Source organism: Streptomyces sp. NPDC048417 (assembly GCF_040651615.1).
Classification (GTDB): Bacteria; Actinomycetota; Actinomycetes; order Streptomycetales; family Streptomycetaceae; genus Streptomyces.
The window spans coordinates 62,030-87,359 of record NZ_JBEZKI010000024.1; the positions used below are offsets into that span (position 1 = coordinate 62,030).

Sequence of the window (25,330 nt, forward strand, 5' to 3'; positions counted from 1 at the left end):
TAGGGCCGTCCGGGTCTTGATCAAAAAAGTGGAGAGTGCTGCTGACCTGCAACGATGGGACTTGTCGAGGGTCCTGTCACTTGCAAGGACAGAAGCACTCTCCAGGTGAAGAAGCGTAGCGGTTCGTACCCGCGTGTCCGTGTCGAGGGCGGCGGCCGTGGGGTGGTCTCGCAGGCCGGGTCGGTGCTGCTGGTCGAGACGGTCCGCAAGTCCGGCTTGGAAACCGCGATATCGGCGGCGCTGGCGCCGTGGTGCAAGCCGCGGGCGGTGCACGACCCGGGCAAGATCCTGCTGGATGTGACCCTGGCCGTCGTACTCGGCGGAGACTGCCTGGCCGACGTCGGCATGCTGCGGGCCGAGCCGGGTGTGTTCGGCCCGGTGGCTTCCGATCCGACGGTCTCCCGTCTCGTCGATGCTCTCGCCGCGTCCGGCCCGAAGACCCTGGCCGCGATCCGGGGTGCACGTTCCCAAGTGCGCGGGCGGGTCTGGGACCTGGCCGGTGAGGCAGCGTCATCGTGGATATTGACGGTGTGCTGGTGCTCGCGCACTCCGAGAAGCAGGATGCCACCGCGACCTGGAAGAAGACCTTCGGTCATCATCCCCTCGTCGCGTTCGTCGACCACGGCCAGGCCGGGTCCGAGGAGCCGGTGGCCGCCCTCCTGCGGCCGGGTAACGCGGGCTCCAACACCGCTGCCGACCACATCGAAACCGTCCAACTCGCCCTGGCCCAACTGTCAAAACGCCTGCGGCGGGGACGGCAGACACTGATTCGGACCGACTCCGGGGGCGGCACCCACGCCTTCCTCGACTGGCTCTCCAGGCGGGGCCGGTGCTCTCGTGTTCCGTCAGAATGACCATCACCGACACCCTCCACCAGGCCGTCCTGAAGATCCCAAAGAAGGCGTGGACGCCGGCCTACGACTCCGGCGGCACCGAACGGCACGGCGCCTGGGTCGCGGAGATCACCGACATGCCCGACCTGACCACCTGGCCGAAGGGGATGCGGCTGATCGTCAGAAAGGAACGCCCGCACCCCGGCGCCCAGTTGCGCTTCACCGACCTCGACGGACTGCGGCTGACCTGCTTCGCCACCAACACCCAAAGCGGCCAGCTCGCCGACCTCGAACTGCGCCACCGCAGACGGGCCCGCTGCGAGGGCCACATCGCAACGCCCGCGACACCGGCCTGCGCAACCTGCCCCTGCGCGACACGGCACAGAACCGGATCTGGCTGGAGATCGTCTCCCTCGCCCTCGACCTCCTCGCCTGGATGCCGATGCTCGCACTGACCGGCCAAACCCGCCGCTGGGAACCGAAGAAGCTCCGCCTGCGCCTGTTCTCCGCCGCCGCTCAGCTCGTGAACACCGGCCGCCGCCACTGGCTCCGCTTCACCGCCCGTTGGCCCTGGACCGACGTCATCACCCACGCGATCGGCAGGCTCCACAGCCTCCCGAACCCCGGTTGACCAGCCACTTCGACCGTTCCGACAACCCGCATCACCACACCGGCGAAGTCGAGCCCGGCGCCCACCCGACGCGAAAGCCGGGCCCTCAACCTGCCCCGGCCCCGAAAAGACCCCACCACACAGCGCAGAGTCCCCGTCAGCAAGCTGCCGGGGACTCACGAAAGACCGAGGCTAACGTCAATACCGGTAACTTAGGGCTTTGGTGTTCGCTTGACCCGTTTGGGTTTGGTGGCGCCAACGAGGGTGATGGCCGTGGCGGGTGGGCGATCTGCGGCCCGGTGGACGGCGCGTTTGAGGGGCCAGCTGGCGACTTTGCGTTTGATCACGCGAGGGTTGGCCCGGTGGCGTCGTTGTGGCAGGAGGCGTTCCAGGAGTTCAGCGTGGGTGGCTTTGACCGCGCGGAGGAGTCGGCCGGGGGGAAAACGCCGCCTGGTCGGTGACCTGGCGGCGCACGACGCGCAGTGAGCGGGTGAAGGAGATCCGGTCGGGGTCCCGGTCGGCTTGCCATGCGGCTTGGTGCATCAGGTGCCGGATGGCGTGATGGACGAGCAGGAAGCCGTAAAGTTCCTGCTCGGCCCCGTCTGGGTGTTGTGAGCGCAGTACCAGGTGCGGCCCTCCGAGGTGGGTCTTGATTTCGTCCAGGGTGGACTCGAACTCCCATCGCTGGGCGTAGAGGGCGGCCAGTTCCGCGGCCGGTGCCATGTGCGGGTCGAGGATTGTGGTGAGGAGCCGGTAGGCGCCCTCATGGCCGGCGATGGTGTACTCCACCGCACGTACTGGCACCCCGCGACGGGTGTGGTGGATGTCGCTGCGGTCGAAGATCTCGGTGAGGTAGGAGCCGTCCGGCAGTTGCTCGACCACCGGCAGCACGAGATCTTTGCGGACTCGCCACAGCAGGTCCGCTCCCGTGGCCGCGGCTGCACGTCACAGGTCCACGCTGTAGAAGCCGCGGTCGGCCAGCAGCAGCGTGCCCGGCTGCAGGGACACCAGGACCGCCCGGGCCAGAGCCTGTTCTCCGGTGCGCAGAGCTCCGATCGCAGCACCGAAGACGGCGTGTGTGCCGCACTCCACCAGGCCGACCATGCGCAACTGCGGGTGACCGACGTCCTGTTCGCCGCGCCCGGAGCGGGGTGGGCGGCCGAAAGCCTCTACGTTCGCCTTCGTATCGGGCAGGTCGAACGTGGTGCCGTCGATCGCGGCCAGCCGCCAGCCGCGGTAGAAGGCGCCCTGAGTGTCCGGTGCGGCAACAGGACGGCACACCCTCGCGAACAGCTCTCGCAGTGGCGCCACCCCCAGCCGGGACCTGGCTTTCCAGATCGCCGCCGTACTCGGCACCACCCACGACGCACGCCAACGCCGGGCGCCCTGCAGACCCGCGGTCAGCAGTCGCGCGACCTCCTCATAGCTCTGCCCGGAGAACAGGCACATCGCCAACACGAAGTAGACCACCAGCCGAGCCGGCAAGAGCCGGTTCCGCTGCTGCACCCGCCCCGTCTCCGCTAGCACCTCATCCACGAGCGACTGGGGAAACGCCTGGGTCCGCACCCCGACCGCGACCCGGTCCGACAACCGCTCACCAGATGACCTCAGTTGACCCGCTCTTGCCACACCAACAACAACGACCGAACTGCCCCTAAGTTACCGGTATTGAGGCTAACGTCATCGTTTCGCGAGCCGCCAGTGCCGACGACACAACTGTGGGCACCGGCGGGTTCTACACGTCAGTCCGAAGATCACTCCTCGCGCACGGCGTAGCCGCCGAGCAGCGGCTCCAATGCGCCGAAAGCCTGCGTAGCGGCCGCCGCAGCCCGTCGGTCCGCCTCAGCGACCGGCACACCGTCGAGCATCCAGCACCGCATCAGGCCGACCAGCACTCGATGGGCTGCGGCGAGCTGAGCAGCAGCAAGTCGGCTGGCCAGGTCGTTGGGCGAGGCGCCGGTTGTGGCGGCCAGCTCTGCGGCGAGGGCCTTTTCCTTCTCGTCATCGATCTCGCGCTCCCGGGAACGTAGTCGCGGGCTGTCACGCACGAGCCGGGCGAGCTCCACCGAAACGTGTGCGGTCAGTACGGTGTCGCTACCGCCCAGCGCGGCCAGGTACGCCTCGTGCAGGCCGCGTAGCGCGGACCACCCAACCAGGCGCTCGCGGACGGCTCGTGCCAGGGAATCGGCCATCCGCTCGTGCGCGTCGAAGACAAGGTCTTCCTTGGACGGGAAATAGTTGAAGACCGTCATCGCCGAGACTTCGGCAGCCGTGGCGATCTCTGAAACCGCCACATTCTCGAAGCCGCGCTCCGCAAACAGACGTGCCGATACGCGTGTCAGCTGTTCCCGCGTCCGCTGCTTCTTTCTCTCCCGCAGCCCGGACCCCGATTCGCCCATAGCCCCTCTCAGAAAGGATCGAGGCGCAGGCCGTCGATGCCGGAGCCCAGAGCCCCCTCCGGGGCAGCCGGCTACAGCTGGTCGTTCCGCCGTCCGCCAAGAAGCCCACCTACCTCAGTAGGAGAATACTTGGGAGTCTCCATAGGAGGGGTGCGTTTCTTCTTGAGTGACGAGTGCGTGGTCTGGTGGACCGGTGTTCTCGTTGCGGTAGCTGTTGATCAGCTGGCGTGGGAGAGGCTGGGTCGGATGGGCTGCGAGGGTGTGCTCGGGCTGCTGCGGAAGCGGGAGGCGGAGCGGTTGCCACCGCTCGCAAGGTGTGTGGCATGGTGCGGGCGGTGTCCGCGATGACGAAGGCGTCGCAGGCGTCGGTCTTGGCCTCGCCGGGGTAGAGGTCGGCGGCCCGGCGCATCGAGTCTTGTATCGGGTGTGGCACCTGAGAAGATGGACGAGGTCCATCCGCGTCTGGAGGCGTTCGCAGCCGAGATGTTCGGCTCGCTATGCGGCTTTGGTGAAGTTCTCTGTTGATCGTCGGATCCGGGTCTGCTGGCGGGTCAGCGCCTTGTCCACCGCGCCGCGACGGCTTCGGTGGTGGTGTGGGCGCGTTGGGGATAGCCCTCGTACTTGGACGGAGCGTCGAATGCGTTCGATGTCGTTGAGCTCAGGGCTGCGCAGCGGGAGGTAGAATGCTCTGATCTGTGCAAGCTGGTCGCGAGGGCCCTTGAGCGCCTTCGCATCGATCTTGCCCGTCGTGTGCTCCCGCAGGAGATCCGGAGCAGTGCCGGTGATCAGCGCGCCCAACACGTTGATCCGGCGACCCCTGGTGTCCTAGCGTGGCACCACGGGCCACTGTCCGTTGCGGGACCAGGTGTAGTCGGCGGGCATGGTCAGGGCGAACCCGGACTCGTCCAGGAAGATCAGGTCCCCCGTGCCCGCGTCAGCCTCCAGCCATGCAGCCGTGCACCCTCCAAATCGGTTCATGCTTCCTGCTGGAGGCCGGGGTCGGCCTGCTGCCGAGGGCTGTCGCGGGTGCGCTTCCAGCGGAAGCCGTCCCGTCGCAGCAACTCGGTCAGCCAGGCGGCGGACACTTCCACGTCCTGTTCGGCCGACAGCCATTCGGCCATCGCGGTCGCAGTCCAGGTGCAGCCCTCCTCCGCGGCAGCGTCCAGCAGGCCAGTGACCACTTGCCGGTCCAGGGCCGTGATCCGCGGCTGCCGCCCGGCCCGTGGGGCTTCAGCCGGCGCCGCAACACCACCGGACTCGAAGCGATGGACGGCACCGCGCACCGTGGTCACGTCGCACTCCAGCAGACCTGCGGCCTCAGACGCGCTCATCCCGCGGTCGGGCAGACGGATCACGTCCGGCCGCAGCCGCTCGAACCGGGGAAGGCCCCTCCGCGTCAACCACCGCCGCAGCTCTGCCCGTTGCTATTCCGACGGCGACGCCTTGAAAATCTTCGGCACCGGACACCACCCCCAGGAGGTGCTTACCCGAACCGACGACCACATCACCGAAACCGCTTAGCCCGGCGGGATCAGCAGACCACGGGCGAGCGGTACTTACGCGGGCTGATGCTGGACGGAAAGCGGAAGTCGATGCAGTCGATGGCTGCGCGCCTGGGCGTGGACCACCACCGACGCACCTGACGAGCTGTGCTTCGCCGCCGAGCCGCACCTCGCAGCGGACCTGCTCCGCACCACCCAACGGCAGGGCTCACCCGCGTCGTTCTTCCGGGGTGAGGAGGTATACGGAGAGCGCGAGCTGCGCACCGCCTGCCGCGAGCTGAGCCTGGGCCATGTCGTAGCAGTACGCTCCAATCACAGGGTCACCACCCCGGCCGCGAAGCTGAGCGCGTCCCAGGTGGCCGTTCCAGCAGGCGGTCTGGCCCTGAGGCCGCAGGCTCCCTTGCCGAGCTGGAAACTCTCTGCTCTTGGATGCGCTGGACCTTGATCAGCATGCTCGCCGCCGTCCTTGCCGTCACCCGCCTGCGCGCCACGGCCCAAGCACCCGCGGTCGGCTCGTTCCCCTCAGCACCCGCGAACTGCTCCGCCTGCTGCGGGCCCCGTGCTGCCCCCGCCCCGCCGTTCTTGCCCAGCCGGACCGGGCCTCGGTTGCTCGCCCTCGCTATCTGTACGGTCAGAGACGGAACTTGCTCACCAGAACGAGGACATAGCGACAACGAACACCTCGACAACTGTATCGGCCCTCGGAACAGCTCCGAGCATGCCCGCCGATCACACCGACGCATCGGGAAACTCCAAGATCATCAGCAGAGTCAAGCTCAGCCGCCCGTTCTCCAAGTTCGTCCAGTTCCGCGCGCCGCGCGGTGACCCGTTCCAGCAGCTCGGGATCCCCACACCGACGTAGAAAGCTGTCCGGCCGCCCCGGGCACAAGCCGCCGAGTCAGGCTGAGATTTCACCACGGCATCGGACGTTGCGCTCATGCTCCGCCGTCGCACGAGGCGGACTTGAGACGCCGCGGCCACAGTCCGTGCTGCATGGAAGACCCGACCGAGTGGCGAGGTGGTACCGAGATGATTCCGGAACAGGCAGTCAAGCGTAGTCTGGCGGACGAGATCGAGGCCAGTGGCGACGCGCCCGCCATCGCGGCGGCTGCCGCCCTGCTGGAGATGGGCGACCGGCTCGGACTCCTAGACGGCGTCGAGCCGGGCAAGGAGTTCGGCGTCAGGCAGCTCGCTGCCCTTGCCGACCTTCCGGAGGAGGGTGTTGCCGGGTATCTGGAGGCGATGGAGTCGGCAGGGCTGGTCACAGCCGTCCCTGCGGCCGGGGCAGGGTTCTTCGTGACCGTGCCGGACTTCGCGACAATCCAGCACCAGGCCGGATACGTCTCCTGGGTGATGAACGCCAATCGCCCGTTCATCGAGAACGCCCGTGCGTACCTCTGCGAACCCGACAGGCCCACCGGCGCCTATGAGCGCGATGGCCGCCAAGTGGCGGTCAGCTCCCAGTGGATGGGCTCCAAGGCGTTCTATCCGGCCGCGCTGGAGGCCGTTTTCGCGGCCGAGCCGGAGCGCATTGCGGACCTGGGGGCCGGCACCTGTCGGCTGCTGATCGAGGTGCTTCAACGGTTCCCGACCTCCACCGGTGTCGGTCTCGACCTCGACGGACCGTCGTGCCGTGCCGCCGAACTCGCCGCGCGCCAGGCCGGCGTCGCCGACCGCCTCGACGTCGTCGAGCGGTCCATCCAGTCGATCGCCGAGGACCCTTCGCCGCTCAAGGACACCGATTTCATCCACGCCGGCTTCGTCTTCCACGACATGATGCCCGAGGAAGAGAAGGTCGCCGACGCTGTCCTCGCCAACTGCCGTGACGCACTGCGGCCCGGGGGCACGATGGCGATCACCGACGCGGTGCCGTATCTGCGCAATGAACGGGAGCGCCGGTTCAGCGCCATCGTCACCTACTACCACCGCCAGTTCATGAAGCGGAGGCTGCTCAGCGAAGCCGAGTGGGTCGACAAGCTGCAGAGCGCAGGATTCAGCGGCGTCAAGGCCGTCGAGCTGGGCTTCCCGACGGGGCGGCTCTTCCTCGCCACCCGGTAGCCACCTGCGAACGACACACGTTGGACGACCAGGAAGGGGACGCGACGTGCGTACGAGCGGTGACTTCCCGGTGCGTGAGATCCTCGAACTCGGCGCACGCCCCGGAATGATCTCGTTCGCCGGCGGGCTTCCCGCGCCCGACTTGTTCGACTCGGACGGGATCGCCGCCGCGTTCGCCCGGGTGCTGGCGCATGCCCCCGGCCGCGCGCTGCAGTACTCCAGCGTGGAGGGTGACCCGTCGCTGCGCACGGCGGTCGCCGAACGGCTGTCGGGTTCCGGCCTGCCCACTGGGCCCGAGGATCTGCTGATCACCACAGGATCCCAGCAGGCTCTGGCACTACTGGTGGCCGCGCTGCTGGCGCCCGGTGATGCCGTCCTGGTCGAGGAGCCCACATATCTGGCCGCGCTGCAGCGCTTCGCGGCGGCCTCGGTACGGGCCGTCCCACTGCCCTGTGACGAGCACGGAATCGACCCGGCCGCGCTGGAGGACAGCCTGGTGCGGCACCGTCCGAAGGCACTGTACGTCGTACCGAACTTCCAGAACCCGACAGGCCGCACCATGCCCTTCGAGCGCCGCAAGGCCGTGGCGGCGCTCGCCGAGCGGTACGGCCTGTGGATCATTGAGGACGACCCCTACAGTGAACTGCGCTACGACGGTCTGCCGATCCCGCCGTTCGCCTCGTTGCCGGAGATCGCCGACCGCACCGCACTGCTCGGCAGCTTCTCCAAGATCATGGCACCGGGGCTGCGGCTAGGCTGGATGCGGGTGGGGGCGGCGACGCTGCGGGCCTGTGCCGTCGTCAAGGAGTCGACCGACGTGCACACCTCGACCATTGACCAGGCGGCCGCCGCCCAATATCTGGCCGACCGGGGCCTGACGGACCATCTGACACGCCTTCGTAGTGCCTACCGTAAGCGTCGCGACATACTGCTGGACGGGCTTGGAAACGCGCTGCCCGCGGGCACTCTCCACAATCGGCCGGAGGGCGGCATGTTCGTCTGGGCACGGCTGCCTGAGGGACAGGATGCGACCGAACTGTTCCGCCGTGCGGTCGGACACGGGGTCTCATTCGTGCCGGGCCTACCCTTCTTCGCAGGTGCACCGGACCCGACCGCACTGCGTCTTTCGTTCGCGACGCATACACCGGAGCGACTGGCCGAAGGGCTTCGCAGGTTGGCGCGGGCCGTCGCGGCGGATCCGTTGCGGCCTTGAACCATCCCCTGCTTGAGCCGCCGTGCGAGACTGTTCAGTGAGACCTGGTAGACCGAAAGGGTTTTCGAGTACTTTAGTTCGTTGGTGCATGACAACGGGGGTTATCAGTGATCAGAGTGCTGCTGGCCGATGACGAACATCTCATACGGGGCGCCTTAGTCACGCTGCTGCGGCTGGAGAGTGACCTGGAGGTCGTGGCCGACGCAGGGGAGGGTGTCCGCATCCTGGACCTGGCGCTGCGGACCCGGCCGGATGTCGCGGTCATCGATGTCAACATGCCTGACCTCAACGGGCTGGAGGCCGCCGCCCAGCTATTGGAGCACCTCCCTTCGTGCCGAGTGCTGCTTCTGTCCAGTCTCGACCAGTCGGGCACCGTGCGGCGTGCCCTTGAGCTCAAGGTCGGCGGGTATCTGCTCAAGGACGCGGCGCCGGGGGAGCTAATCATGGCGATCCGGCAGGTCGCCGAGGGGCAGCGGATCATCGCTTCGGAACTGATGCTCGCCGCGTGGGACACCAACGCCAATCCGCTCACTACCCGCGAGACCAAGGTGCTGCAGATGACGAGCGAGGGCATGGGCGTGCGGGAGGTCGCGGACGGTCTTCACCTCTCGCTGGGCACGGTGCGCAACTATCTGTCCAGCGCCGTCAGCAAACTTGGCGCCCGTAACCGGTTGGACGCTGTGCGGATCGCTGTGGAGGCAGGCTGGCTACTATCCCTGACGCCGGCCGGGTCGGGGCGCTCCCGTGCGTCGGAATCTCCACGCTGATCACGAACCACGCGGGGGCGCGCCGCTCCGCGTGCAAGGTACCTCCCACGGCGGAGAGCCGGGCAGCCATGTTCGACAGCCCGCTGCCGTTCCGGTCGTGCGGTTTCTTCCGCGCGGCCGGCGCCCCGTCATTGGCAATGGAAAAGCGAACGGCCCCCGGGTGGCGACCCAATGTGATGACGCAGCGGGTCGCCTGACTGTGCCGCAGTATGTTCGCCAGTCCTTCCCGGAGTATCGGGGTCAGCACTTGGGATATTTCTGTCGTCACCCGCGTGTGCCAGCCTTTCGCAGTCACCTCGACACCTGCCGACGACAGAAGCGCGAGGGCGTTCTGGAGTTCTTCGCCGAGTGAGACACTTCGGTACTCACGGGCCAGGGACCGAACTTCAGCCAAGGCGTGCCGGGTAAGCTTCAGAATTTCCTGCAATTCCGCTTCAGTGCCCTTTTTGTTCGACTTCACGAGACGTAACGCGTTTTCTCCTTTGAGTGCCACGGTGGTCAGCTTTCCGGCCAGCATGTCGTGGAGATCCCGAGAGATGCGCATACGCTCCTCCTGCGTCGCGCCGCGGGCCACCAGACTCCGCTCCCATTGCAGCCGGGAGACCAGCCCGGCAAGGTAGGTCACCGTGCTCGCGGCCAGGCCGGGCACCGCGAGTGCCATACTCAGGCCCAGCGTGTACGTACTGGCGATATCCGCCAACCAGGCTGTCAGCCAGCCGCAGCAGAGCAGGCCCAATGCGGTCCAGCGCCACCACGGCGTCCGCACGGCCAGCAGCGCGGTTCCCATGAAGATGCTGCACATACCCTCCCAGTCCAGACCCAGAACGCCCAGCGGGATGAATGCGGCGCCCGCCTGCGCGACAAGGATCACACCGCGGCGCCTGCGCCCAGCCCACCCGGGTGCGCTCAAAGAGAACTGCAGCACTATGACGGTGCAGAATGACACTGCCCAGGCCGCTAGGGCCATGTGTCCGCCATGTGCCCGAACAAGATCGCGCAGGTCGATATAGGCGATGCTGCACTGCAGGAGTGTCACAGTCCCCAGAGCCAACCAGGGCGCAACGTCCCCACGTATCTTCAGCAAAATTCCTCCCCGTCCAGAATCTAGCTTTTAGATGCTGTGCATCCGCTGTGTACCGGGTGTCGGATTTCCGTGTCCCGGCTTTGAATGTCCACTCCGTTTTGTGATGCGATGCCCCCTTGGCGAGGAGGCATTTTGTTGTCCTGTGAAGAACCCACATGAAGTACGTGGGAATTATATGGCTGAAGTTGTGTGATCCGCTCTGGTCCCGGATGAGGCGCGGTGGAACGCTCCTTGAGCGCGGAAGCAGCGCACGACACGGCCGCGTCGAACCGATGCGGAGAAACGGGGAGAAACGATGAACATCGAGGTCCTGGGGCCGCTTTCGATCGAGCACGACGGCACGTCACTGGTTCCCACCGCCGGAAAACCCCGGCAGATTCTCGCCCTGCTGGCCCTGCGCGCCGGCCACGCCGTCCCAGTCGCCTCGCTCATAGAGGAGGTCTGGGGCGAAGCGGTGCCGCGCAGCGCAGCCACCACCCTCCAGACGTACATCCTTCAACTACGCCGCCGGATCGCGGCGGCCTACGACCGGGTGGACGACTTGCCTCCGAAGGAGATCCTGACCACGACCTACGGTGGCTACCGGCTCGCGGTGGACTCCGACAGCTGCGACTACCGCACGTTCCACGACCTTGTGCAGCGCGGCAGCAGGGCGCTAGAGGCCGACGACGCGCTGGCTGCCTCTGCCCATCTCGGACGCGCCCTAAAACTATGGCGTGGCCCCGTCCTCGCCGACGTACCGATCGGGCCGCTCCTCGAACTGGAGGCCGTCGGCATGGAAGAGGCCCGGTTACAGGCACTGGAGCAGCGCATCACGGCGGACCTGCGGCTGCGCCGGTACGGAGAGCTCATCGCGGAGCTGCGCGTGCTGACATCCCGCTATCCGCTCAACGAGAACTTCTGCGCCCACCTCATGACCGCCCTGTACCACTCCGGCAGTCCGTGGCGGGCTCTGGACGAGTTCCGTCGGCTGCGTGCCTGCCTGCACGGCGAGCTCGGCGTCGAACCGACCTCGCGGCTGCAGCGGCTGCACCAAGCCGTCCTCAACGGGGCACCGGTGCCAGACGGGCGAGAGGCCCGGCAGCTCCCGGCGGCCTGAAAGCGTTCGCCCTCCGCCGCGAATCAAGTCCGGCTTGAGACGGGATTGCCACTGTTCCGAGGACAGCGAAAGGACCAGGGAGGTCCGACCCGGTGCACTGGGCCGGGCCCCGGCGCCCCCCGTCACCGACGAACGGACACGGATGAGCAGACGCGCAGTCATCACCGGTATCGGCGTGGTGGCTCCCGGAGGCATGGGGACCAAGGATTTTTGGTCCCTGCTCACTTCAGGTCGCACGGCGACCAGGACGATCTCCCTGTTCGATGCGGGTCGCTTCCGCTCCCGCGTCGCCGCGGAGGTCGATTTCGACCCGGCGGCGGCGGGGCTGACCCTGCAGGAGATTCGGCGCATGGACAGGGCGGCGCAGTTCGCCGTCGTCTGCGCACGGGAGGCCGTCGCCGACAGCGGCCTCGACCTCGCGGAGGTCGATCCGGCCCGTATCGGCGTGACCCTCGGCAGTGCCGTCGGCGCCACGAGAAGCCTGGACACCGAGTACTCCGTCGTCAGTGACGGGGGCCGGGACTGGCTGGTCGATCACCGCTACGCCGTACCGCATCTGCACGACTACTTCGTGCCCGGTTCGTTCGCCCGGGAGGTGGCATGGGCGGTGGGCGCCCAGGGGCCCACCGCGCTGGTGTCCACCGGCTGCACCTCCGGTATCGACGCCGTCGGCCACGCCGTGGAGCTGATCCGGGAAGGCAGCGCGGAGGTCATGGTGGCGGGTGCCACCGAGGCACCGATCTCGCCCATCACCGTGGCGTGCTTCGACGCCATCCGCGCTACCACGCCTCGCAACGACGACCCGGAGCACGCCTCGCGACCCTTCGACCGCAGTCGCAACGGCTTCGTCCTAGGCGAGGGTTCGGCGGTGTTCATCCTGGAGGAACTCGGAGGGGCCCGCCGCCGCGGCGCTCATGTGTACGCCGAGATCGCCGGCTTCGCCTCACGCAGCAATGCCTACCATATGACCGGGCTGCGGCCCGACGGCAAGGAGATGGCGGAGGCGATCCGAGTCGCCCTCGACGAGGCCGCCTGCGATCCGAGCGCGGTCGACTACGTCAACGCGCATGGCTCGGGCACCAAGCAGAACGACCGGCACGAGACGGCCGCCTTCAAATGTAGCCTGGGCGGCCATGCCTACGACGTTCCCATCAGCTCCGTCAAGTCCATGATCGGGCACTCGCTCGGCGCCATCGGCTCTCTGGAGATCGCCGCGTCGGCACTGGCCATCGAGCACGGAGTCGTCCCGCCGACGGCTAACCTGCACGAGCCGGACCCCGAGTGCGACCTCGACTACACGCCGCTCACCGCGCGGGAGCGCAGGATCGAAACGGTCCTCAGCGTGGGGAGTGGGTTCGGAGGCTTCCAGAGCGCGGTCGTTCTCACCCGGCCGGAGCGGAGGGCGGCATGACGGAGCAGACCCTGCGGCGCTCCGTCGGCCGAGGCGACCGCACCGGCACCGCGGTCTTCACCGGCATCGGAGCCGTCGCGCCCAATGGCCTAGGCGTAGAGGAGTGGTGGCGGGCGACCCTGGCCAAGCGGTCGGGCATCGGTCTGGTCACCCGGTTCGACGCCACCGGCTACCCAGCCCGGCTGGCCGGCGAAGTGCCCGGCTTCGACCCCGCCGACCGGCTGCCCAGTCGGCTGCTGCCGCAGACCGATCACATGACGCGGCTGGCACTGGTCGCAGCTGAGCACGCCCTCACCGACGCGGGCGCCGACCCGGCGGAACTCCCCGAGTACGCGGCCGGGGTGGTCACCGCGGCATCAGCGGGCGGCTTCGAGTTCGGCCAGCGCGAGCTCCAGGCACTGTGGAGCAAGGGCGGTCAGTATGTGAGCGCGTATCAGTCCTTCGCCTGGTTCTACGCGGTCAACACCGGCCAGATATCGATCCGGCACGGGCTGCGCGGACCGAGTGGAGTGCTGGTGACCGAGCAGGCCGGCGGGCTCGACGCGGTGGCCCAGGCCCGTCGTCAGTTGCGGCGGGGCACCCGGCTCATGCTCACCGGAGGCGTGGACGGCACCCTGTGCCCCTGGGGCTGGACCGCCCACCTCGCGAGCGGACGGCTCTCCACGGCGCGAACGCCGGAGCGAGCCTATCTGCCCTTCGACGCCGACGCAGCAGGCCATGTCGTCGGCGAAGGCGGGGCCGTCCTCGTCCTCGAGGCCGAGGACGCCGCTCAGGCCCGTGGCGCCACCGTCTACGGCCGACTGGCCGGGTATGCCGCAACGTTCGATCCCGCCCCAGGCCGGCCCGGTGAGCCGGGGCTGCGCCGGTCCGCCGAACTTGCCCTGCAAGAAGCAAAGTTGGACCCAGGTTCGGTGGACGTGGTCTTCGCCGACGCGGCGGCGGTGCCCGCACTCGACCACGCAGAGGCACGTGCGATCACCGGACTCTTCGGCCCCCACGGCGTGGCTGTCACCGCACCGAAGACCATGACCGGCCGGCTGTCCGCGGGCGGCGCCGCGCTCGACCTGGCAGCCGCCCTGCTGTCGATCCGGGACGGGGTCGTCCCGCCGACCGCCCACACGACCGCGGCGCTGCCTGAGTACGGACTCGACCTGGTCACCGAGGCCCGCCCTACAGCCGTACGCAGCTGTCTTGTGCTGGCTCGCGGCCAGGGCGGGTTCAACGCGGCGGCCGTGGTCACGTCCGCGACCTGACCCGGCGAGCCGGATTCCTCCTCATCCATCGGAGAAGGGCACCACCATGACACTCGACGAACTGATCGCCCTGCTGCGCGAGTGCGCGGGCCAGGACGAGGCCCTGGATCTGGACCGGGATGTCTCCGGGGTCCGCTTCACGGACCTGGGCTACGACTCCCTCGCCGTCCTCCAGACCATCGGACGCATCGAGCAGGAGCACGGCGTCCAACTACCCGACGAGACCGTCGCGGATGCGGACACGCCCGGCCGTCTGCTGACCGACGTCAACGACGCGCTGGCGAGCGCTCAGCGGGCCTGAACACCCGACGGCACACGGACGGCGCTGCGCCCGAGTCCTTGCTCGGGCGCAGCGCCGTCGGTGCGAGAATCGTGCGCTGGTCAGAACAGGTCGTCACGGGTGACCCGGCGATCGGCGACAAGCCAGCCCTCGCCCTCGCGCACCAGAATGTCCTCGCACAATGTGCTCGCCCGGATCGCGGGGCTGCCCCCGCGCGGGGTCTCGATCACCAAGGCGTAGCTGCGCGCGAGGACCCGGTCCTCGTCGCGCCGCTCCACCGCCACCATGCCCAGCCAGTGGCGCCGCTGCACCCCTTGGGCGGCGTACGCGTCGGCGGCCTGTCGGGCCCCGCTCGCGATCGCGGCCCGCCCGACGAACGGCTCCGGATGGGCGTTGGCCGCGAACACCCCCTCCGGGGTGAACGTCTCGGCCCACGCCTCGGCCTGCCCGCTGTCCAGAAGGAACATCTGCTGTGCATAGAACTGCTCGACGCCCGGACGGAGTTCGGCGGTTGCGGCGACGGCCAGCTGCTGTGGTGCGGACATGGGTTTCTCCTCCGGAGTGCGGTACGGGTCCCGCCAAGCCTTCTGGCCGCGGCTCGGGCGGCACCTGAGGCGAGCTGGATCCCGTCGGTCGCACGGCCGGGAGGAACGCAGTTCCAGCCCGCCTCCACCCCTCTTCGAGCCATGGCCGCGAGCTTGGCGGGACCGGATCGGAGAGAGGAGCCCAGGGCATGGGGACGGGCGAGCAGCGAGTGGCCTTGGTTACGGGCGGGACGAGCGGGATCGGGCTGGCGGTCGCCAGGGCACTGGCCGGCAGCGGACTGCGCGTCTTCCTGTGCGCCCGTGACGAGGACATGGTGCACACCACCGTCAAGGAACTGGCGGAGACCGGGTCCGACGTCGACGGCACCGCCGCCGACGTGCGGCGTCCTGAGGACGTGCGGCGCGTCGTGGCGGCCGCGGTCGAGCGCTTCGGGCGGGTCGACGTCCTGGTCAACAACGCCGGGCGCTCCGGGGGCGGTGTGACCGCCGAACTGACCGACGAGCTGTGGTACGACGTCATCGACACCAACCTCAACAGTGTCTTCCTGATGACCCGGGAGGTGCTCGTCCGGGGCGGTGTGCGGGAGCGGGGCTGGGGACGGATCGTCAACATCGCTTCCACCGCCGGGAAGCAGGGCGTGGTCCTGGGCGCCCCCTACTCGGCCTCCAAGCACGGCGTCGTCGGGTTCACCAAGGCCCTGGGCAACGAACTCGCCCCGACCGGCATCACGGTGAACGCGGTCTGCCCCGGATACGTCGAGACCCCCATGGCCCAGCGGGTGCGTCGGGGCTACGCGGCCGCGTACGACACCACGGAGAACGCAATCCTCGAGAAGTTCCGGGCGAAGATCCCGCTCGGACGGTACTCCACCCCCGAGGAGGTGGCCGGACTCGTCGGCTACCTCGTCACCGACACCGCCGCCTCCATGACCGCGCAGGCGCTGAACGTCTGCGGCGGCCTCGGCAACTTCTGAAGCCCCGGGCGGACAAGGAGAGTCCCACCATGACCACGCACGAGGTTGAGCACGGGACGACGGTGCGCGCTCCCGCGGCCGACGTCTACCGCATCATCGCCGACGTGGAGAACTGGCCGCTGGTGTTCCCGCCCAGCGTCCATGTCGAGCGCACCGCCATCGGCGAGGGCGAGGAGCGCATCGCCGTCTGGGCCACCGCGAACGGCACCGCCAAGGGCTGGACATCGCGGCGCAGGCTCGATCGTGCGGCGCTGCGCGTCGACTTCCGCCAGGAGGTGTCCGCCGCGCCGGTCGCCTCAATGGGCGGCACCTGGATCGTCGAGGCACAGGACGCAGATACCACCAGGGTCCGGCTCCTGCACGACTACCGTGCCGTGGACGACGACCCGGCGGGCCTGAGCTGGATCGACGCCGCCGTCGACCGCAACAGCCGGGCCGAGCTGGCCGCCCTCAAGGCGTGGGCGGAGCGCGGTACGACCGAGGACGGGCCCACATTCGTTTTCGAGGACACGGTGCGCATCGCCGGCGCCGCGAAGGACGTGTACGACTTCCTGGACCAGGCCCAGCTGTGGTCCGAGCGGCTGCCGCACGTACGACGGGTCGAGCTGACCGAAGACACGCCCGGGCTGCAGATCCTGGAGATGGACACGGTCGCCAAGGACGGCTCGGTGCACACCACGAAGTCGGTCCGCGTCTGCTTCCCGCACCAGCGCATCGTGTACAAGCAGACCACCCTGCCCGCGCTGCTGTTGCTGCACACCGGCAGCTGGGAACTCACCGAGGACGGCGACGACGTGCTCGCCACCTCGCGGCACACGGTGACACTGAACACGGACTCCGTGCCGAAGGTGCTGGGAGCGCAGGCGGGTCGGGCAGAGGCGCGGAACTTCGTGCGGGGCGCGCTGAGCGCCAACTCCCGTGCCACGCTGGCCCTGGCCAAGGAATTCGCGGAGGCCCGCCATGACTGACACACCCTTCGCCGACGCATCCGTGGCCGACGTAAACCCCCCTGATGCACCCGCGGCGGGCCGCCTCGACGATCTGCTCGCCGAGGCCGCCCGCGACCGCCCGGACCGGATCGCCATCAGGGCGGGGCGGCGCGAGCTGTCCTTCGCGGCCCTCGACCGGCGCGTGACCACCGTGGCGTCCGCCCTGCACGCCCAGCTCCCGGAGCCCGGCGCGACGGTCGCCGTCGCCGCCGTCCTGGACCCGGACTTCGCGGCCGCCTACTACGCGGTCGCCCGCGCCGGCCATGTCGTCGCGGTCCTCAACCCGCTGGCGCGCGAGGAGAACCTGCTGCACGTCCTGACCCTGTGCGAGGCCCAGGCCGCGTTCGTCGACGCGGACACCTACGCCCGGCTGACGTCGCTGCGGGACCGGCTGCCGCATCTGCGGCATGTGTTCCTGATCGACTCCCCGCCCGAGGGCGCCGCCGAAGCCTTCACGCCCGCGCACGCCGACCTGGACGACATCGCCTGCCTGCACTTCACCAGCGGTACGACGGGGCTGTCCAAGGGAGTCCGGCTCACCCACCGTAATCTCACCGTCAACGCCGCCCAGATCGCCCAGGCCCATCTGCTCGACAGCACGTCGGTGGTCGTGAACCAGCTGCCGACGTACCACCCGATGCACCTCAACTCGGCGGTGCGCGCACAGGCCACCCAGGTGCTGTGCGCCGCCCCCGAAGCGGTGGAGGCGGTGCTGGAGGCAAACCGGGCCCGGGCCACCCACCTCTACAGCCTGCCGGTGCGGCTGGCCCGGCTGGCCTCGGCCCCGGCCGCGGACGTACCCGCCCTGACCACCGTACGCACCATCGCCTCGGGCGGATCCGCGCTGCCGGTGGCCGCCGCGCGGGAGCTGACCGCGCGGTTCGGTGTCCCGGTGATCCAGGGATACGGGCTCGCCGAGACCTCCCCGCTGACCCACAGCGACGACCCGCGCGACCCGGTGCACGGTTCGGTCGGCAGGCCCCTGCGCGGCACCGGGTGCAGGATCGTCGACCCCGAGACCCGGGCGGTGCTGGCCGCCGGTCACCCCGGGGAGGTCGAGGTGCGCGGGCCCCAGGTCATGAAGGGCTACCTCGGCAGGCCCGAGGGCTCGGGGGTCGGTCCGAACGGCTGGTTCGCCACCGGCGACATCGGCCGGATCGACGACTCCGGGCGGCTGGTGATCGTGGACCGCATTGGGGACGTCTTCAAGTGCGACAACTTCCTGGTCGCGCCCTCGGAGGTGGAGCGGGTGCTGCAGCGGCATCCGCTGGTGCGGGAGGCCGTGGTGCTCGGGCTGCCCGACGGTCTCGGCGGCGCGGTTGCCGCAGCCCTCGTGGTCCTGGCACCGGAGCGCGCCGACCGGTCCGCCGCGCTCGTCGAGGTCCTGGCCTCGGTCAACGCCGAACTCGCGTACTACCAGCAGGTGCGGCACGCGCAGGCCGTCGACACGATCCCGCGCTCGGCCAACGGCAAGATCCAGCGCCGCGACCTGCGGGGCCTGCTGGCCGCCGGGGCCGCGGAGCGCCCCGCACCCGCCGACCGTCCCGTCCCTCCGCCGTCCGAAAGGACCACCATGTCCGGCACACCGTTCACCGTCGTCAACACCTTCACCCTCAAGGACCCGGGGCACGCGGAGGAGTTCGAGCGCCGCTTCCTCGAACACGTCCAGTGGATGCGCTCCCGCGACGGCTTCCTCGACCATCAGGCCGTACGCCGGAGCGAGCAGCCCGGTGTCTACGTCAATCTGGGTTGGTGGAAGTCCCCGGACGACTTCAGGAAGGTGCTCGCCGACCCGGTCTTCCAGGAGCACGCCGCCCAGTTCCACAAGATCGTGGACGTGGCTGCGGCGCCCTCGATGTCCGTGCTGCGCGCCGAGGCCGAGGTCCTGGCCGACTCCGCCCGGACGGTGCTGCTCGTGGAGGAGTTCACCGTGTCGGACGGCCCGGAGGCCGGCCAGGCGTTCGAGCAGGCCTATCGCGCCTACACCGAGGCCCTGGTCAAGGCCGACGGTTTCGGCCGTGCCGACCTCGCCCGCTCCGTCGCCGGCCCCGCCTACACCGCACTGACCTGGTGGGGCGACGCCGAAGCACTGCGCGCCGCCCAGGCGGGCCCCGAGTGGGCGGCCGTACTGGCCTCGGCGGAGGTGACTGCGCATCCGGTGACCCCGGTCGCGGGCACGCGACGCGGCGACACGCGCTGAGCGGCGGCGGAAGGAGCGGGCCGATGGCCACGCGGGAGATACGGGCGGACGTCTGCGTCGTCGGAGCCGGGCCGGCCGGTCTGGTGCTGGCCCTGCTGCTGATCAGGTCGGGCCGCAGCGTCGTCGTACTGGAGCGGAACCGGTCCCTGGGACGCGAGTTCCGCGGGGAGATCCTGCAGCCGGGCGCGCTGGCGCTGCTGGACCGGCTCGGCGTGCTGGCGGGCGCGCGCGCCCGGGGGGCCCATGAGCACGCCCGTTTCCAGCTCGTGGAGCGGGAACGGGTCCTGCTGGACATCGACTACGGGTCGCTGCCCGCTCCGCACGACCATCTGCTGAGTCTTCCGCAGTCCCATGTGCTGGCCGAACTGGCCGAGCAGTGCGAGAAGTACGACGGTTTCCAGCTCCTCAAGGGGCACCGAGCCGGCGCTCTGGTGCACGAGGACGGTCGCGTCGCCGGTGTCACCGGCGACGGGCCATCCGGCCCCTTCGTCGTGCGGTCGCGGGTCGTGGTGGGGGCGGACGGCCGGTTCTCCAAGGTGCGCGGACTGGCCGGGATCGACGCGGGACGCAGCGACGTCTTCGACCAGGACGTGCTCTGGTTCAAGCTCGACGGCGGCGCGCGGGAACCCGGGGCATCACGGGCCGTGCAGGTGTACCGGGCCGACGGCAGACCGGTGCTGGTGTACGACTCCTGGCCCGACCGGGTGCAGATCGGCTGGACGCTACCGCACAAGGGCTACCGGAAGGTCGCCGCCCGGGGACTTCCCGCGATCAAGGAGGAACTCGCCCGCGCCGTCCCGCGGTACGCAGACCTGATCCACGAGCAGGTCACCTCGACGCGCGACCTGACTCTGCTCGACGTGTTCTCCGGGCGGGCCGAACGATGGGCCGACGACGGCCTGGTGCTGATCGGCGACGCCGCCCACACACACAGCCCGATCGGGGCGCAGGGCATCAACCTCGCCGTCCAGGACGCGGTCGTGCTCCACCCGGTCCTGATCGACGCCCTGGACCGGGGGGATACGAGCCGGAGCGCGCTGTCGGCCTTCGAGGAGCGGCGCGCCCCCGACATCGCGACCGTCATGCGGATACAGAGCGTGCAGAGCGGTCTGATGCTGTCGACGGGGTTCTTCGCCACCCGGGCGCGCCCCCGGCTGGCCGCACTGATGCGGCGCACTCCGCTGTTCCGCCTGGTGCTGCACAGGATCGCCTACGGCAACCCGGACATCCGGATCGCCGAGGAGTGCTTCAGCTGACCGCCCGGCCAGGCCGGTGTGCGGGGTGCGCCGCAGCCTTCTCCAGTAGTGGCACCACGTCCGCCGGGGTGGGCAGCGCCGCCATCTCCGCGGCGATCCGCCGCGCCGCCTCGGCATGGTCCGGTTCCTCCAGCAGCGCGCGGGCCGCGTCGCGCAGCAGCGAGGGGTCGTTCTGCTGCTCCGGGACGGTGACCGCGCGCGCCGCGCCGGCCGCGGCGAGCCGGTCGGCCCACAGCGGCTCGTTGCCCAGCTGCGGCAGGACCAGCTGCGGCAGCCCGAACGCGCACGAGGTGAGCGTCGAGCCCGTTCCCCCGTGGTGCACGACCAGGGCACACGAGTCGAGGAAGAGATGCAGTGGCAGGGGCTCGACGACCTGCACCGACGGCGCCGACGGCGCCAGTTGGGCGGCGTACGGCCCGGGCAGGGTCACCAGGGTCTCGGTGTCCGGCAGGCCGGCCAGCGCGTCGACGACGTGCCGGATCATCGGCATGCCGTTCAGCAGCGCCGTCATCGCCCCGAAGGTGACCGCCACCCGCCGGCCGAGCGGTGGCCGCTCGCACCACTGCGGGACGGTGCCGGAGCCGTTGAAGGGCACATAGCGCACCGGTGTCGCGGATTCGACGGCCGCGGGCAGCTGGACACTCGGGGGGCAGGGATCGACGCTGAGGACCGGCCGGGGCAGCTCCCCGCGCAGGCCCAGGCGGGCGAACCGGGCGCCGAGCGACGCGTGAGCCCGCTTGCGCACCCCGTCGCCGCCCGTGTCCAGGTCCCAGCGGTGGTGCACCAGCGGGACCTCCAGGATCCCGGCCACCGCCGCCGCGCTCAGCTCCATGGGGTCGCTGAGCACCAGGTCGGGCCGCCACTGCCGGGCGAAGGCGAGGTAGTCGGAGGTGAGATAGCGGGCGTGCAGGAGCCAGGGCTGGATCAGCACCGCCGGATTGAGCTCGGTCACCTGGGCCCGGCCCGACTCGTTGGGGCGCCTGCCCGGCGCCAGACCGGAGCGGAGGACCTCCGCGGCGTCGTAGCGGTCACCGATCGCCGCGGCCGGCAGCCCGGCGGCGACCGCGGCGTCGGTGATGTCGGGCTGCCCGGCGACCAGTACCTCGTGTCCGGCGGTGCGCAGTGCCCACAGCAGCGGAACCATCGGTGTCAGATGGCTGGCGGCGGGAGTGCACATGATCAGAACGCGCATGGCTGTCCTCGGCTTCGTTCGGCGGCGGCACCCGAGCGGGGTGCCGGGCCGCGCACGCTAGGGAACCCGGCTCAAGCCGCTCTGGTGCACCAGGTGAGCGGCTTTCCGCAGCTCCAGGGACGCTCCAGTTCCCCTCCGGCCGACCGCTCTAGCGTAGCGGCGTCCGTCCGATGCGAGGAGGTCGCGCACCATGCGCATCCTGTTCACGACCTACGCCGCCCGCCCGCACCTCTACCCCCTGGTGCCGACGGCCTGGGCGGCCGTGGCCGCCGGGCACGACGTGCGGGTGGCGAGCACTCCGGAACTGGCGGATGCCGTCGCGGGTACGGGGCTGCCGTCGGTCACCGTCGGCCGGGACATCGACAGCGACTTCTGGTACCGGCGGGGCATCTTCGTGCCCCGCAGCGGATATCCCGGCGAGCCGGAGGAGGCCGCCTGGATCCGGGTGACCGACCAGCTCGCGCTCAAGCAGTTCAGCATCGCCGAAGCCATGGTGGACGGTCTGGTGGAGTACGCGCGGAGCTGGCGTCCCGACGTGATCGTGCACGACCCGGTGACCTTCGCCGGTCCCGTGGCCGCCCAGGTCCTCGGCGTGCCCAGCGTGGGCCATCTGTACGGCATGGCGCGCCATCTGCGCCTGGAGATCGTCGACCGGACCGGCACCGAACCGCACCCTGACTTCCTGCAGTTGTTCGCCCGCAGCAAGGTCGCCCCGCGCGTCGATCCCACGCTGTGGATCGATCCCTGCCCGCCGAGCCTGCGGTGGCCGGGCGGCCGGGAGATCGACCGCTGCCACATCCGCTACATCCCCTACAACGGTCCCGGCGTGGAACCCGACTGGCTGCGAGAGCCGCCAGCCCGGCCGCGGGTCTGCGTCACCTGGGGAACCTCCCAGCAGAAGAAGATGGGACCCGGCGTGATCGAGCTGTTCGGCCGCATCGCCAGGGCGGTCGCCGCGCTGGACGTGGAGGTGCTGCTCACCACGGGCGCCGTGGGACAGGAGCAGCTGCACCATCTGGGCCCGCTGCCCGCCAACGTACGGCAGGTCGGCTGGATTCCGCTGGGCATGCTGGCCGACGGCTGCGCCGCCGTCGTCCACACCGGCGGTACGGGCGTCATGACAACCGCCGCGGCCCGTGGCCTGCCGCAGCTGGGCATCACCAAGATCCCCGAGGGGCGATTCAACGTCGAGCGGCTGGCGGCGGTCGGCGCGGGCCTCCAGATCGACCAGGACGCCGCGGACGACGAGGCGGTGCGCAAGGCGGTGGACGTTCTGCTGACCGATGCCGCGCCCCGTTCGGCCGCGACCGCGCTGCGGGCGGACATCGAGGCACAGCCGCTGCCGGCCACGGCGGTGGCGGCGATCGAGGGGCTGGTGCGATGACCTCCCGCCCGGGGACCGCGGCCGTGCGCAGGAGCCCGCTGCCGGCCGGCGGCCAGAAGCTGCTCGACGCCTTCACCGCGTCCGCGCTGGCGCAGGACAGCCCGGTCACGCCCAACGAGGACTTCGACGCCTGGTTCGCACGGCAGCGCCGGCGGCCCGGGTTCACGGTGCGGCGGGTCCCGGTGGAGGAGCTGGGGCAGTGGGAGTTCGCGCCGGACACGGGCGATCTGCGGCACAGCAGCGGCCGCTTCTTCACCGTGCAGGGCCTTCGGGTGGAAAGCGTCCCGGACGCCGGGGAGGAGCCGGCCGGCGGCTGGGAGCAGCCGATCATGTCCCAACGGGAGATCGGTGTACTCGGCTTCCTGGTGGCCCAGTTCGACGGGGTGCCGCATTTCCTCGTGCAGGCGAAGATGGAGCCCGGCAACGTGCGGACGGTGCATCTCGCGCCGAGTCTGCAGGCCACCCGCAGTAATCTGGCCGGCGTCCATCAGGGCCGCGGCACCCCGCTCATGGAGCACTTCCGCATCCCGGGCAGCGGGCGGGTCCTGGTGGACAGCCTGCAGTCGGAGCGCGGCGCGTGGTTCCTGCGCAAGCGCAACCGGCATCTGGTCGTGGAGGCGGTAGGCGACCTCGAGCTCACAGATGACTACCGTTGGCTGACACTCGGTCAGCTGCACCGGCTGCTGTCCAGGCCCAACCACCTGACCATGGAGGCGTGTTCGCTGCTGGCACTGCTGCCGCTGCGGATGCTCCCGGACCGGGCCGGAAGTCCGTACGGGGCAGCGCTGCTGAACTCGCAGTCCCCGTCCGCCCCGACGGTGCAGAGCACAGTCGGAGTGGTCGGCCGGCTGAACGAGGTCAAGGCCCGCCACCAGGTACGGCAGCACGGCGTCCCGCTGGGCTCGCTGACGGAGTGGCACCGCGACGGCGGCGTCGTACGCCGGCCGGACGGCAGGTTCTTCGAGGTCGTCGGGCTGGAGGTGACGGCGCCCAACCGCGAGGTGGCACACTGGACCCAGCCCCTGTTCGCCCCGGTGCCCGGCGGTGTGGCGGCCCTGATGACCCGGGTGTTCGACGGCGTGTTGCATGTGCTGCTGCACGCCCGCGTCGAGGCGGGGCTCATCGATGTGGCCGAACTGTGCCCCACGGTGCAGTGCACCCCCTCCAACTACCGTGGACTGCCTGCCGGGCAGCGGCCCCGATATCTGGACGAGGTGCTGGCGGCGCCGGCGTCCGCGATCCGCTTCGACGCGGTGCTCTCCGAGGAGGGCGCGCGCTTCCACCGGGCCGAGAGCCGTTACCTGGTCATCGAGGCACCGGACGACTTCGACCCGTGCCCGCCCGACGGATTCGTCTGGGTGTCCGTCGCCCAGGTCCATGAACTCCTGCGGCACAGCTATCTGCTGAACATGCAGGCCCGTACGCTCGTGGCCGCGCTGCAGTCGCTGTACTGACGCGGCCGGGAGCGTACGGGCTCGCTGGCCGTCACACAGCTGGCCGCAGGGGCAGGAACTTCGGCGGCTGCCATGCCGCGAGGAAGTCCAGGATCAGCCGGTTCACCAGGTCCGGCTTCTCCACGGGCAGGGCGTGCGAGGTCCCGGGGACCACGGCGAGCTGCGCCCCCGGTACAGCCTTGGCGACGGCGGCGCTGTGCTCCACCGCCACCATGTCGTCGTCGCCCTGCATAACCAGGGTGGGTGCCTTGATCCCGGAGAGCTGCTCCGTGCCGAGGCCCGGATCCTCCTGCCACATCCGCAGCATCTTGCCGAAGACGACGGGGAAGTGATCGGCTCCGTCCGGGGAGACCGCGGCGTAGGTGTCCCGGAACATCCCGGCGAGCGCCTCGGCCGCCTCGAACAGGGCTCGGCCCTCCGGTCGCAGACCGTCCGCGGTGAAGTACTGACCGATCAGCACGAGCTTGCGGACCAGTTCAGGACGGCGCAACGCGACGAGCGCTCCGACCACGGCTCCGTCGCTCCAGCCGACCAGATGCGCGGGCGGCAGGCCGACGGCGTCCATGAAGGCCATGGTGTCCTCGGCCATGATCGGATAGTCGATCCGGCCCTCGACGTCCGGGGTGCGGCCGTGGCCGCGCCGCTCGGGCACGAAGACCTCGTAGTGCCGGGACAGGGCCTCGGTCTGCGGCCCCCAGCTCTCCGCGGTGGACATGCCGCCGTGCAGCAGCACCACTGGCTCTCCACTGCCGTGTGTCTCGTAGTAGGTCCGCAGTCCGGACACGCTCAGATACGAACCCATGGGCACCCTCGTTCCGTTCTCGGTT

General features: G+C 69.8%; 21 protein-coding genes and 5 pseudogenes. 16 read left to right on the forward strand and 10 right to left on the reverse strand.

What is annotated here, in order from left to right; genetic code table 11:
* The first annotated feature begins 105 nt into the window (after positions 1 to 105).
* Positions 106 to 1,464, forward strand: a pseudogene (locus AB0D59_RS33425) (IS1380 family transposase).
* A gap of 375 nt (positions 1,465 to 1,839) precedes the next feature.
* Here AB0D59_RS33425 and AB0D59_RS33430 read toward each other — a convergent pair.
* From AB0D59_RS33430 to AB0D59_RS33455, 6 genes and pseudogenes are all read right to left on the reverse strand, one after another.
* Positions 1,840 to 3,072, reverse strand: a pseudogene (locus AB0D59_RS33430) (IS4 family transposase).
* A 125-nt stretch (positions 3,073 to 3,197) separates the two neighbouring features.
* Positions 3,198 to 3,842, reverse strand: a complete 645-nt coding sequence (locus tag AB0D59_RS33435; RefSeq protein ID WP_362573595.1) for a TetR family transcriptional regulator — start codon at positions 3,840 to 3,842, stop codon at positions 3,198 to 3,200.
* A gap of 301 nt (positions 3,843 to 4,143) precedes the next feature.
* Positions 4,144 to 4,254: pseudogene (locus AB0D59_RS33440) on the reverse strand (transposase); the annotation flags it as partial.
* An 83-nt stretch (positions 4,255 to 4,337) separates the two neighbouring features.
* Entirely contained in the window at positions 4,338 to 4,640 is a 303-nt protein-coding gene (locus tag AB0D59_RS33445; protein WP_362573598.1) for a hypothetical protein, read from the reverse strand.
* Positions 4,641 to 4,667: 27 nt separating this feature from the next.
* On the reverse strand, positions 4,668 to 4,820 hold the full coding sequence (locus tag AB0D59_RS33450; RefSeq protein ID WP_362573601.1) for a hypothetical protein: 153 nt from the start codon (positions 4,818 to 4,820) through the stop codon (positions 4,668 to 4,670).
* A complete protein-coding gene (locus AB0D59_RS33455) occupies positions 4,817 to 5,242 on the reverse strand; it encodes a winged helix-turn-helix domain-containing protein (RefSeq protein ID WP_362573604.1) in 426 nt (141 codons plus the stop codon). Before AB0D59_RS33455 ends, AB0D59_RS33450 begins: the two co-directional genes overlap by 4 nt.
* Positions 5,243 to 5,359: 117 nt before the next feature.
* Here AB0D59_RS33455 and AB0D59_RS33460 point away from each other — a divergent pair.
* The 5 genes and pseudogenes from AB0D59_RS33460 to AB0D59_RS33480 form a co-directional block, all read left to right on the forward strand.
* Positions 5,360 to 5,467 (forward strand): annotated as a pseudogene (locus tag AB0D59_RS33460) (transposase); the annotation flags it as partial.
* Positions 5,468 to 6,062: 595 nt separating this feature from the next.
* Positions 6,063 to 6,206 (forward strand): hypothetical protein, encoded by a 144-nt coding sequence (locus tag AB0D59_RS33465; RefSeq protein WP_362573606.1) that lies wholly within the window; start codon positions 6,063 to 6,065, stop codon positions 6,204 to 6,206.
* A 131-nt stretch (positions 6,207 to 6,337) separates the two neighbouring features.
* Positions 6,338 to 7,402 (forward strand): class I SAM-dependent methyltransferase, encoded by a 1,065-nt coding sequence (locus tag AB0D59_RS33470; protein ID WP_362573609.1) that lies wholly within the window; start codon positions 6,338 to 6,340, stop codon positions 7,400 to 7,402.
* A 106-nt stretch (positions 7,403 to 7,508) separates the two neighbouring features.
* Entirely contained in the window at positions 7,509 to 8,615 is a 1,107-nt protein-coding gene (locus AB0D59_RS33475; RefSeq protein ID WP_362573922.1) for a PLP-dependent aminotransferase family protein, read from the forward strand.
* Between the two features lie 107 nt (positions 8,616 to 8,722).
* Complete coding sequence (locus AB0D59_RS33480; protein ID WP_362573612.1) at positions 8,723 to 9,382, forward strand: response regulator transcription factor; 660 nt, start codon at positions 8,723 to 8,725, stop codon at positions 9,380 to 9,382.
* 361 nt (positions 9,383 to 9,743) lie between these two features.
* Here the strand turns inward: AB0D59_RS33480 and AB0D59_RS33485 are convergent.
* A pseudogene (locus AB0D59_RS33485) lies at positions 9,744 to 10,349 on the reverse strand (histidine kinase); the annotation flags it as partial.
* A gap of 412 nt (positions 10,350 to 10,761) precedes the next feature.
* Between AB0D59_RS33485 and AB0D59_RS33490 the strand changes: the two are divergent.
* The 4 genes from AB0D59_RS33490 to AB0D59_RS33505 all read left to right on the forward strand — a co-directional run bounded on the left by AB0D59_RS33490 (position 10,762) and on the right by AB0D59_RS33505 (position 14,530).
* On the forward strand, positions 10,762 to 11,565 hold the full coding sequence (locus AB0D59_RS33490; RefSeq protein ID WP_362573615.1) for an AfsR/SARP family transcriptional regulator: 804 nt from the start codon (positions 10,762 to 10,764) through the stop codon (positions 11,563 to 11,565).
* Between the two features lie 142 nt (positions 11,566 to 11,707).
* Entirely contained in the window at positions 11,708 to 12,976 is a 1,269-nt protein-coding gene (locus tag AB0D59_RS33495; RefSeq protein ID WP_362573618.1) for a beta-ketoacyl-[acyl-carrier-protein] synthase family protein, read from the forward strand.
* Entirely contained in the window at positions 12,973 to 14,229 is a 1,257-nt protein-coding gene (locus tag AB0D59_RS33500; protein ID WP_362573624.1) for a ketosynthase chain-length factor, read from the forward strand. Before AB0D59_RS33495 ends, AB0D59_RS33500 begins: the two co-directional genes overlap by 4 nt.
* 46 nt (positions 14,230 to 14,275) lie before the next feature.
* Positions 14,276 to 14,530, forward strand: a complete 255-nt coding sequence (locus tag AB0D59_RS33505) for an acyl carrier protein (RefSeq protein WP_362573627.1) — start codon at positions 14,276 to 14,278, stop codon at positions 14,528 to 14,530.
* 80 nt (positions 14,531 to 14,610) lie between these two features.
* Here the strand turns inward: AB0D59_RS33505 and AB0D59_RS33510 are convergent, their stop codons facing one another.
* Positions 14,611 to 15,054 carry a nuclear transport factor 2 family protein gene (locus AB0D59_RS33510; RefSeq protein WP_362573630.1) on the reverse strand — a complete coding sequence of 148 codons (444 nt, stop codon included), beginning with the start codon at positions 15,052 to 15,054 and terminating at the stop codon, positions 14,611 to 14,613.
* 188 nt (positions 15,055 to 15,242) lie between these two features.
* Here AB0D59_RS33510 and fabG point away from each other — a divergent pair, with 188 nt between their 5' ends.
* From fabG to AB0D59_RS33530, 4 genes are read left to right on the forward strand one after another with little or no spacing between them, the layout of a single operon-like run.
* Positions 15,243 to 16,028 (forward strand): 3-oxoacyl-ACP reductase FabG, encoded by a 786-nt coding sequence (gene fabG / locus AB0D59_RS33515; protein ID WP_362573633.1) that lies wholly within the window; start codon positions 15,243 to 15,245, stop codon positions 16,026 to 16,028.
* A gap of 29 nt (positions 16,029 to 16,057) precedes the next feature.
* Positions 16,058 to 16,996 (forward strand): aromatase/cyclase, encoded by a 939-nt coding sequence (locus AB0D59_RS33520; protein ID WP_362573636.1) that lies wholly within the window; start codon positions 16,058 to 16,060, stop codon positions 16,994 to 16,996.
* Positions 16,989 to 19,217, forward strand: a complete 2,229-nt coding sequence (locus AB0D59_RS33525; protein WP_362573639.1) for an AMP-binding protein — start codon at positions 16,989 to 16,991, stop codon at positions 19,215 to 19,217. The genes AB0D59_RS33520 and AB0D59_RS33525 overlap by 8 nt, the downstream gene beginning before the upstream one ends.
* 23 nt (positions 19,218 to 19,240) lie before the next feature.
* Positions 19,241 to 20,473 carry an FAD-dependent monooxygenase gene (locus AB0D59_RS33530; RefSeq protein WP_362573642.1) on the forward strand — a complete coding sequence of 411 codons (1,233 nt, stop codon included), beginning with the start codon at positions 19,241 to 19,243 and terminating at the stop codon, positions 20,471 to 20,473.
* On the opposite strand, the gene AB0D59_RS33535 is transcribed toward AB0D59_RS33530, so the two are convergent.
* A complete protein-coding gene (locus AB0D59_RS33535) occupies positions 20,466 to 21,665 on the reverse strand; it encodes a nucleotide disphospho-sugar-binding domain-containing protein (protein ID WP_362573645.1) in 1,200 nt (399 codons plus the stop codon). The two genes, AB0D59_RS33530 and AB0D59_RS33535, sit on opposite strands and share 8 nt — an antisense overlap.
* A 190-nt stretch (positions 21,666 to 21,855) precedes the next feature.
* Here AB0D59_RS33535 and AB0D59_RS33540 point away from each other — a divergent pair, with 190 nt between their 5' ends.
* Positions 21,856 to 23,049, forward strand: coding sequence for a nucleotide disphospho-sugar-binding domain-containing protein (locus AB0D59_RS33540; RefSeq protein WP_362573648.1), 1,194 nt, complete (start codon positions 21,856 to 21,858; stop codon positions 23,047 to 23,049).
* Entirely contained in the window at positions 23,046 to 24,503 is a 1,458-nt protein-coding gene (locus tag AB0D59_RS33545) for an NDP-hexose 2,3-dehydratase family protein (RefSeq protein ID WP_362573651.1), read from the forward strand. The genes AB0D59_RS33540 and AB0D59_RS33545 overlap by 4 nt, the downstream gene beginning before the upstream one ends.
* Before the next feature lie 31 nt (positions 24,504 to 24,534).
* On the opposite strand, the gene AB0D59_RS33550 is transcribed toward AB0D59_RS33545, so the two are convergent.
* The gene (locus AB0D59_RS33550) at positions 24,535 to 25,305 is read right to left on the reverse strand and encodes an alpha/beta hydrolase (RefSeq protein WP_362573654.1); all 771 of its coding nucleotides are present in this window, start codon (positions 25,303 to 25,305) and stop codon (positions 24,535 to 24,537) included.
* Positions 25,306 to 25,330 lie beyond the last annotated feature (25 nt).

Excerpts from the sequence above, each read along its gene's own strand:
- AB0D59_RS33435 (WP_362573595.1), bottom strand. The coding sequence starts at position 3,842 with ATGGGCGAATCGGGGTCCGGGCTGCGGGAGAGAAAGAAGCAGCGGACG.
- AB0D59_RS33450 (WP_362573601.1), bottom strand. The coding sequence starts at position 4,820 with ATGAACCGATTTGGAGGGTGCACGGCTGCATGGCTGGAGGCTGACGCG.
- AB0D59_RS33465 (WP_362573606.1), top strand. The coding sequence starts at position 6,063 with ATGCCCGCCGATCACACCGACGCATCGGGAAACTCCAAGATCATCAGC.
- AB0D59_RS33470 (WP_362573609.1), top strand. The coding sequence starts at position 6,338 with ATGGAAGACCCGACCGAGTGGCGAGGTGGTACCGAGATGATTCCGGAA.
- AB0D59_RS33475 (WP_362573922.1), top strand. The coding sequence starts at position 7,509 with ATGATCTCGTTCGCCGGCGGGCTTCCCGCGCCCGACTTGTTCGACTCG.
- AB0D59_RS33490 (WP_362573615.1), top strand. The coding sequence starts at position 10,762 with ATGAACATCGAGGTCCTGGGGCCGCTTTCGATCGAGCACGACGGCACG.
- AB0D59_RS33495 (WP_362573618.1), top strand. The coding sequence starts at position 11,708 with ATGAGCAGACGCGCAGTCATCACCGGTATCGGCGTGGTGGCTCCCGGA.
- AB0D59_RS33500 (WP_362573624.1), top strand. The coding sequence starts at position 12,973 with ATGACGGAGCAGACCCTGCGGCGCTCCGTCGGCCGAGGCGACCGCACC.
- AB0D59_RS33505 (WP_362573627.1), top strand. The coding sequence starts at position 14,276 with ATGACACTCGACGAACTGATCGCCCTGCTGCGCGAGTGCGCGGGCCAG.
- AB0D59_RS33510 (WP_362573630.1), bottom strand. The coding sequence starts at position 15,054 with ATGTCCGCACCACAGCAGCTGGCCGTCGCCGCAACCGCCGAACTCCGT.
- fabG (WP_362573633.1), top strand. The coding sequence starts at position 15,243 with ATGGGGACGGGCGAGCAGCGAGTGGCCTTGGTTACGGGCGGGACGAGC.
- AB0D59_RS33520 (WP_362573636.1), top strand. The coding sequence starts at position 16,058 with ATGACCACGCACGAGGTTGAGCACGGGACGACGGTGCGCGCTCCCGCG.
- AB0D59_RS33525 (WP_362573639.1), top strand. The coding sequence starts at position 16,989 with ATGACTGACACACCCTTCGCCGACGCATCCGTGGCCGACGTAAACCCC.
- AB0D59_RS33530 (WP_362573642.1), top strand. The coding sequence starts at position 19,241 with ATGGCCACGCGGGAGATACGGGCGGACGTCTGCGTCGTCGGAGCCGGG.
- AB0D59_RS33535 (WP_362573645.1), bottom strand. The coding sequence starts at position 21,665 with ATGCGCGTTCTGATCATGTGCACTCCCGCCGCCAGCCATCTGACACCG.
- AB0D59_RS33540 (WP_362573648.1), top strand. The coding sequence starts at position 21,856 with ATGCGCATCCTGTTCACGACCTACGCCGCCCGCCCGCACCTCTACCCC.
- AB0D59_RS33545 (WP_362573651.1), top strand. The coding sequence starts at position 23,046 with ATGACCTCCCGCCCGGGGACCGCGGCCGTGCGCAGGAGCCCGCTGCCG.
- AB0D59_RS33550 (WP_362573654.1), bottom strand. The coding sequence starts at position 25,305 with ATGGGTTCGTATCTGAGCGTGTCCGGACTGCGGACCTACTACGAGACA.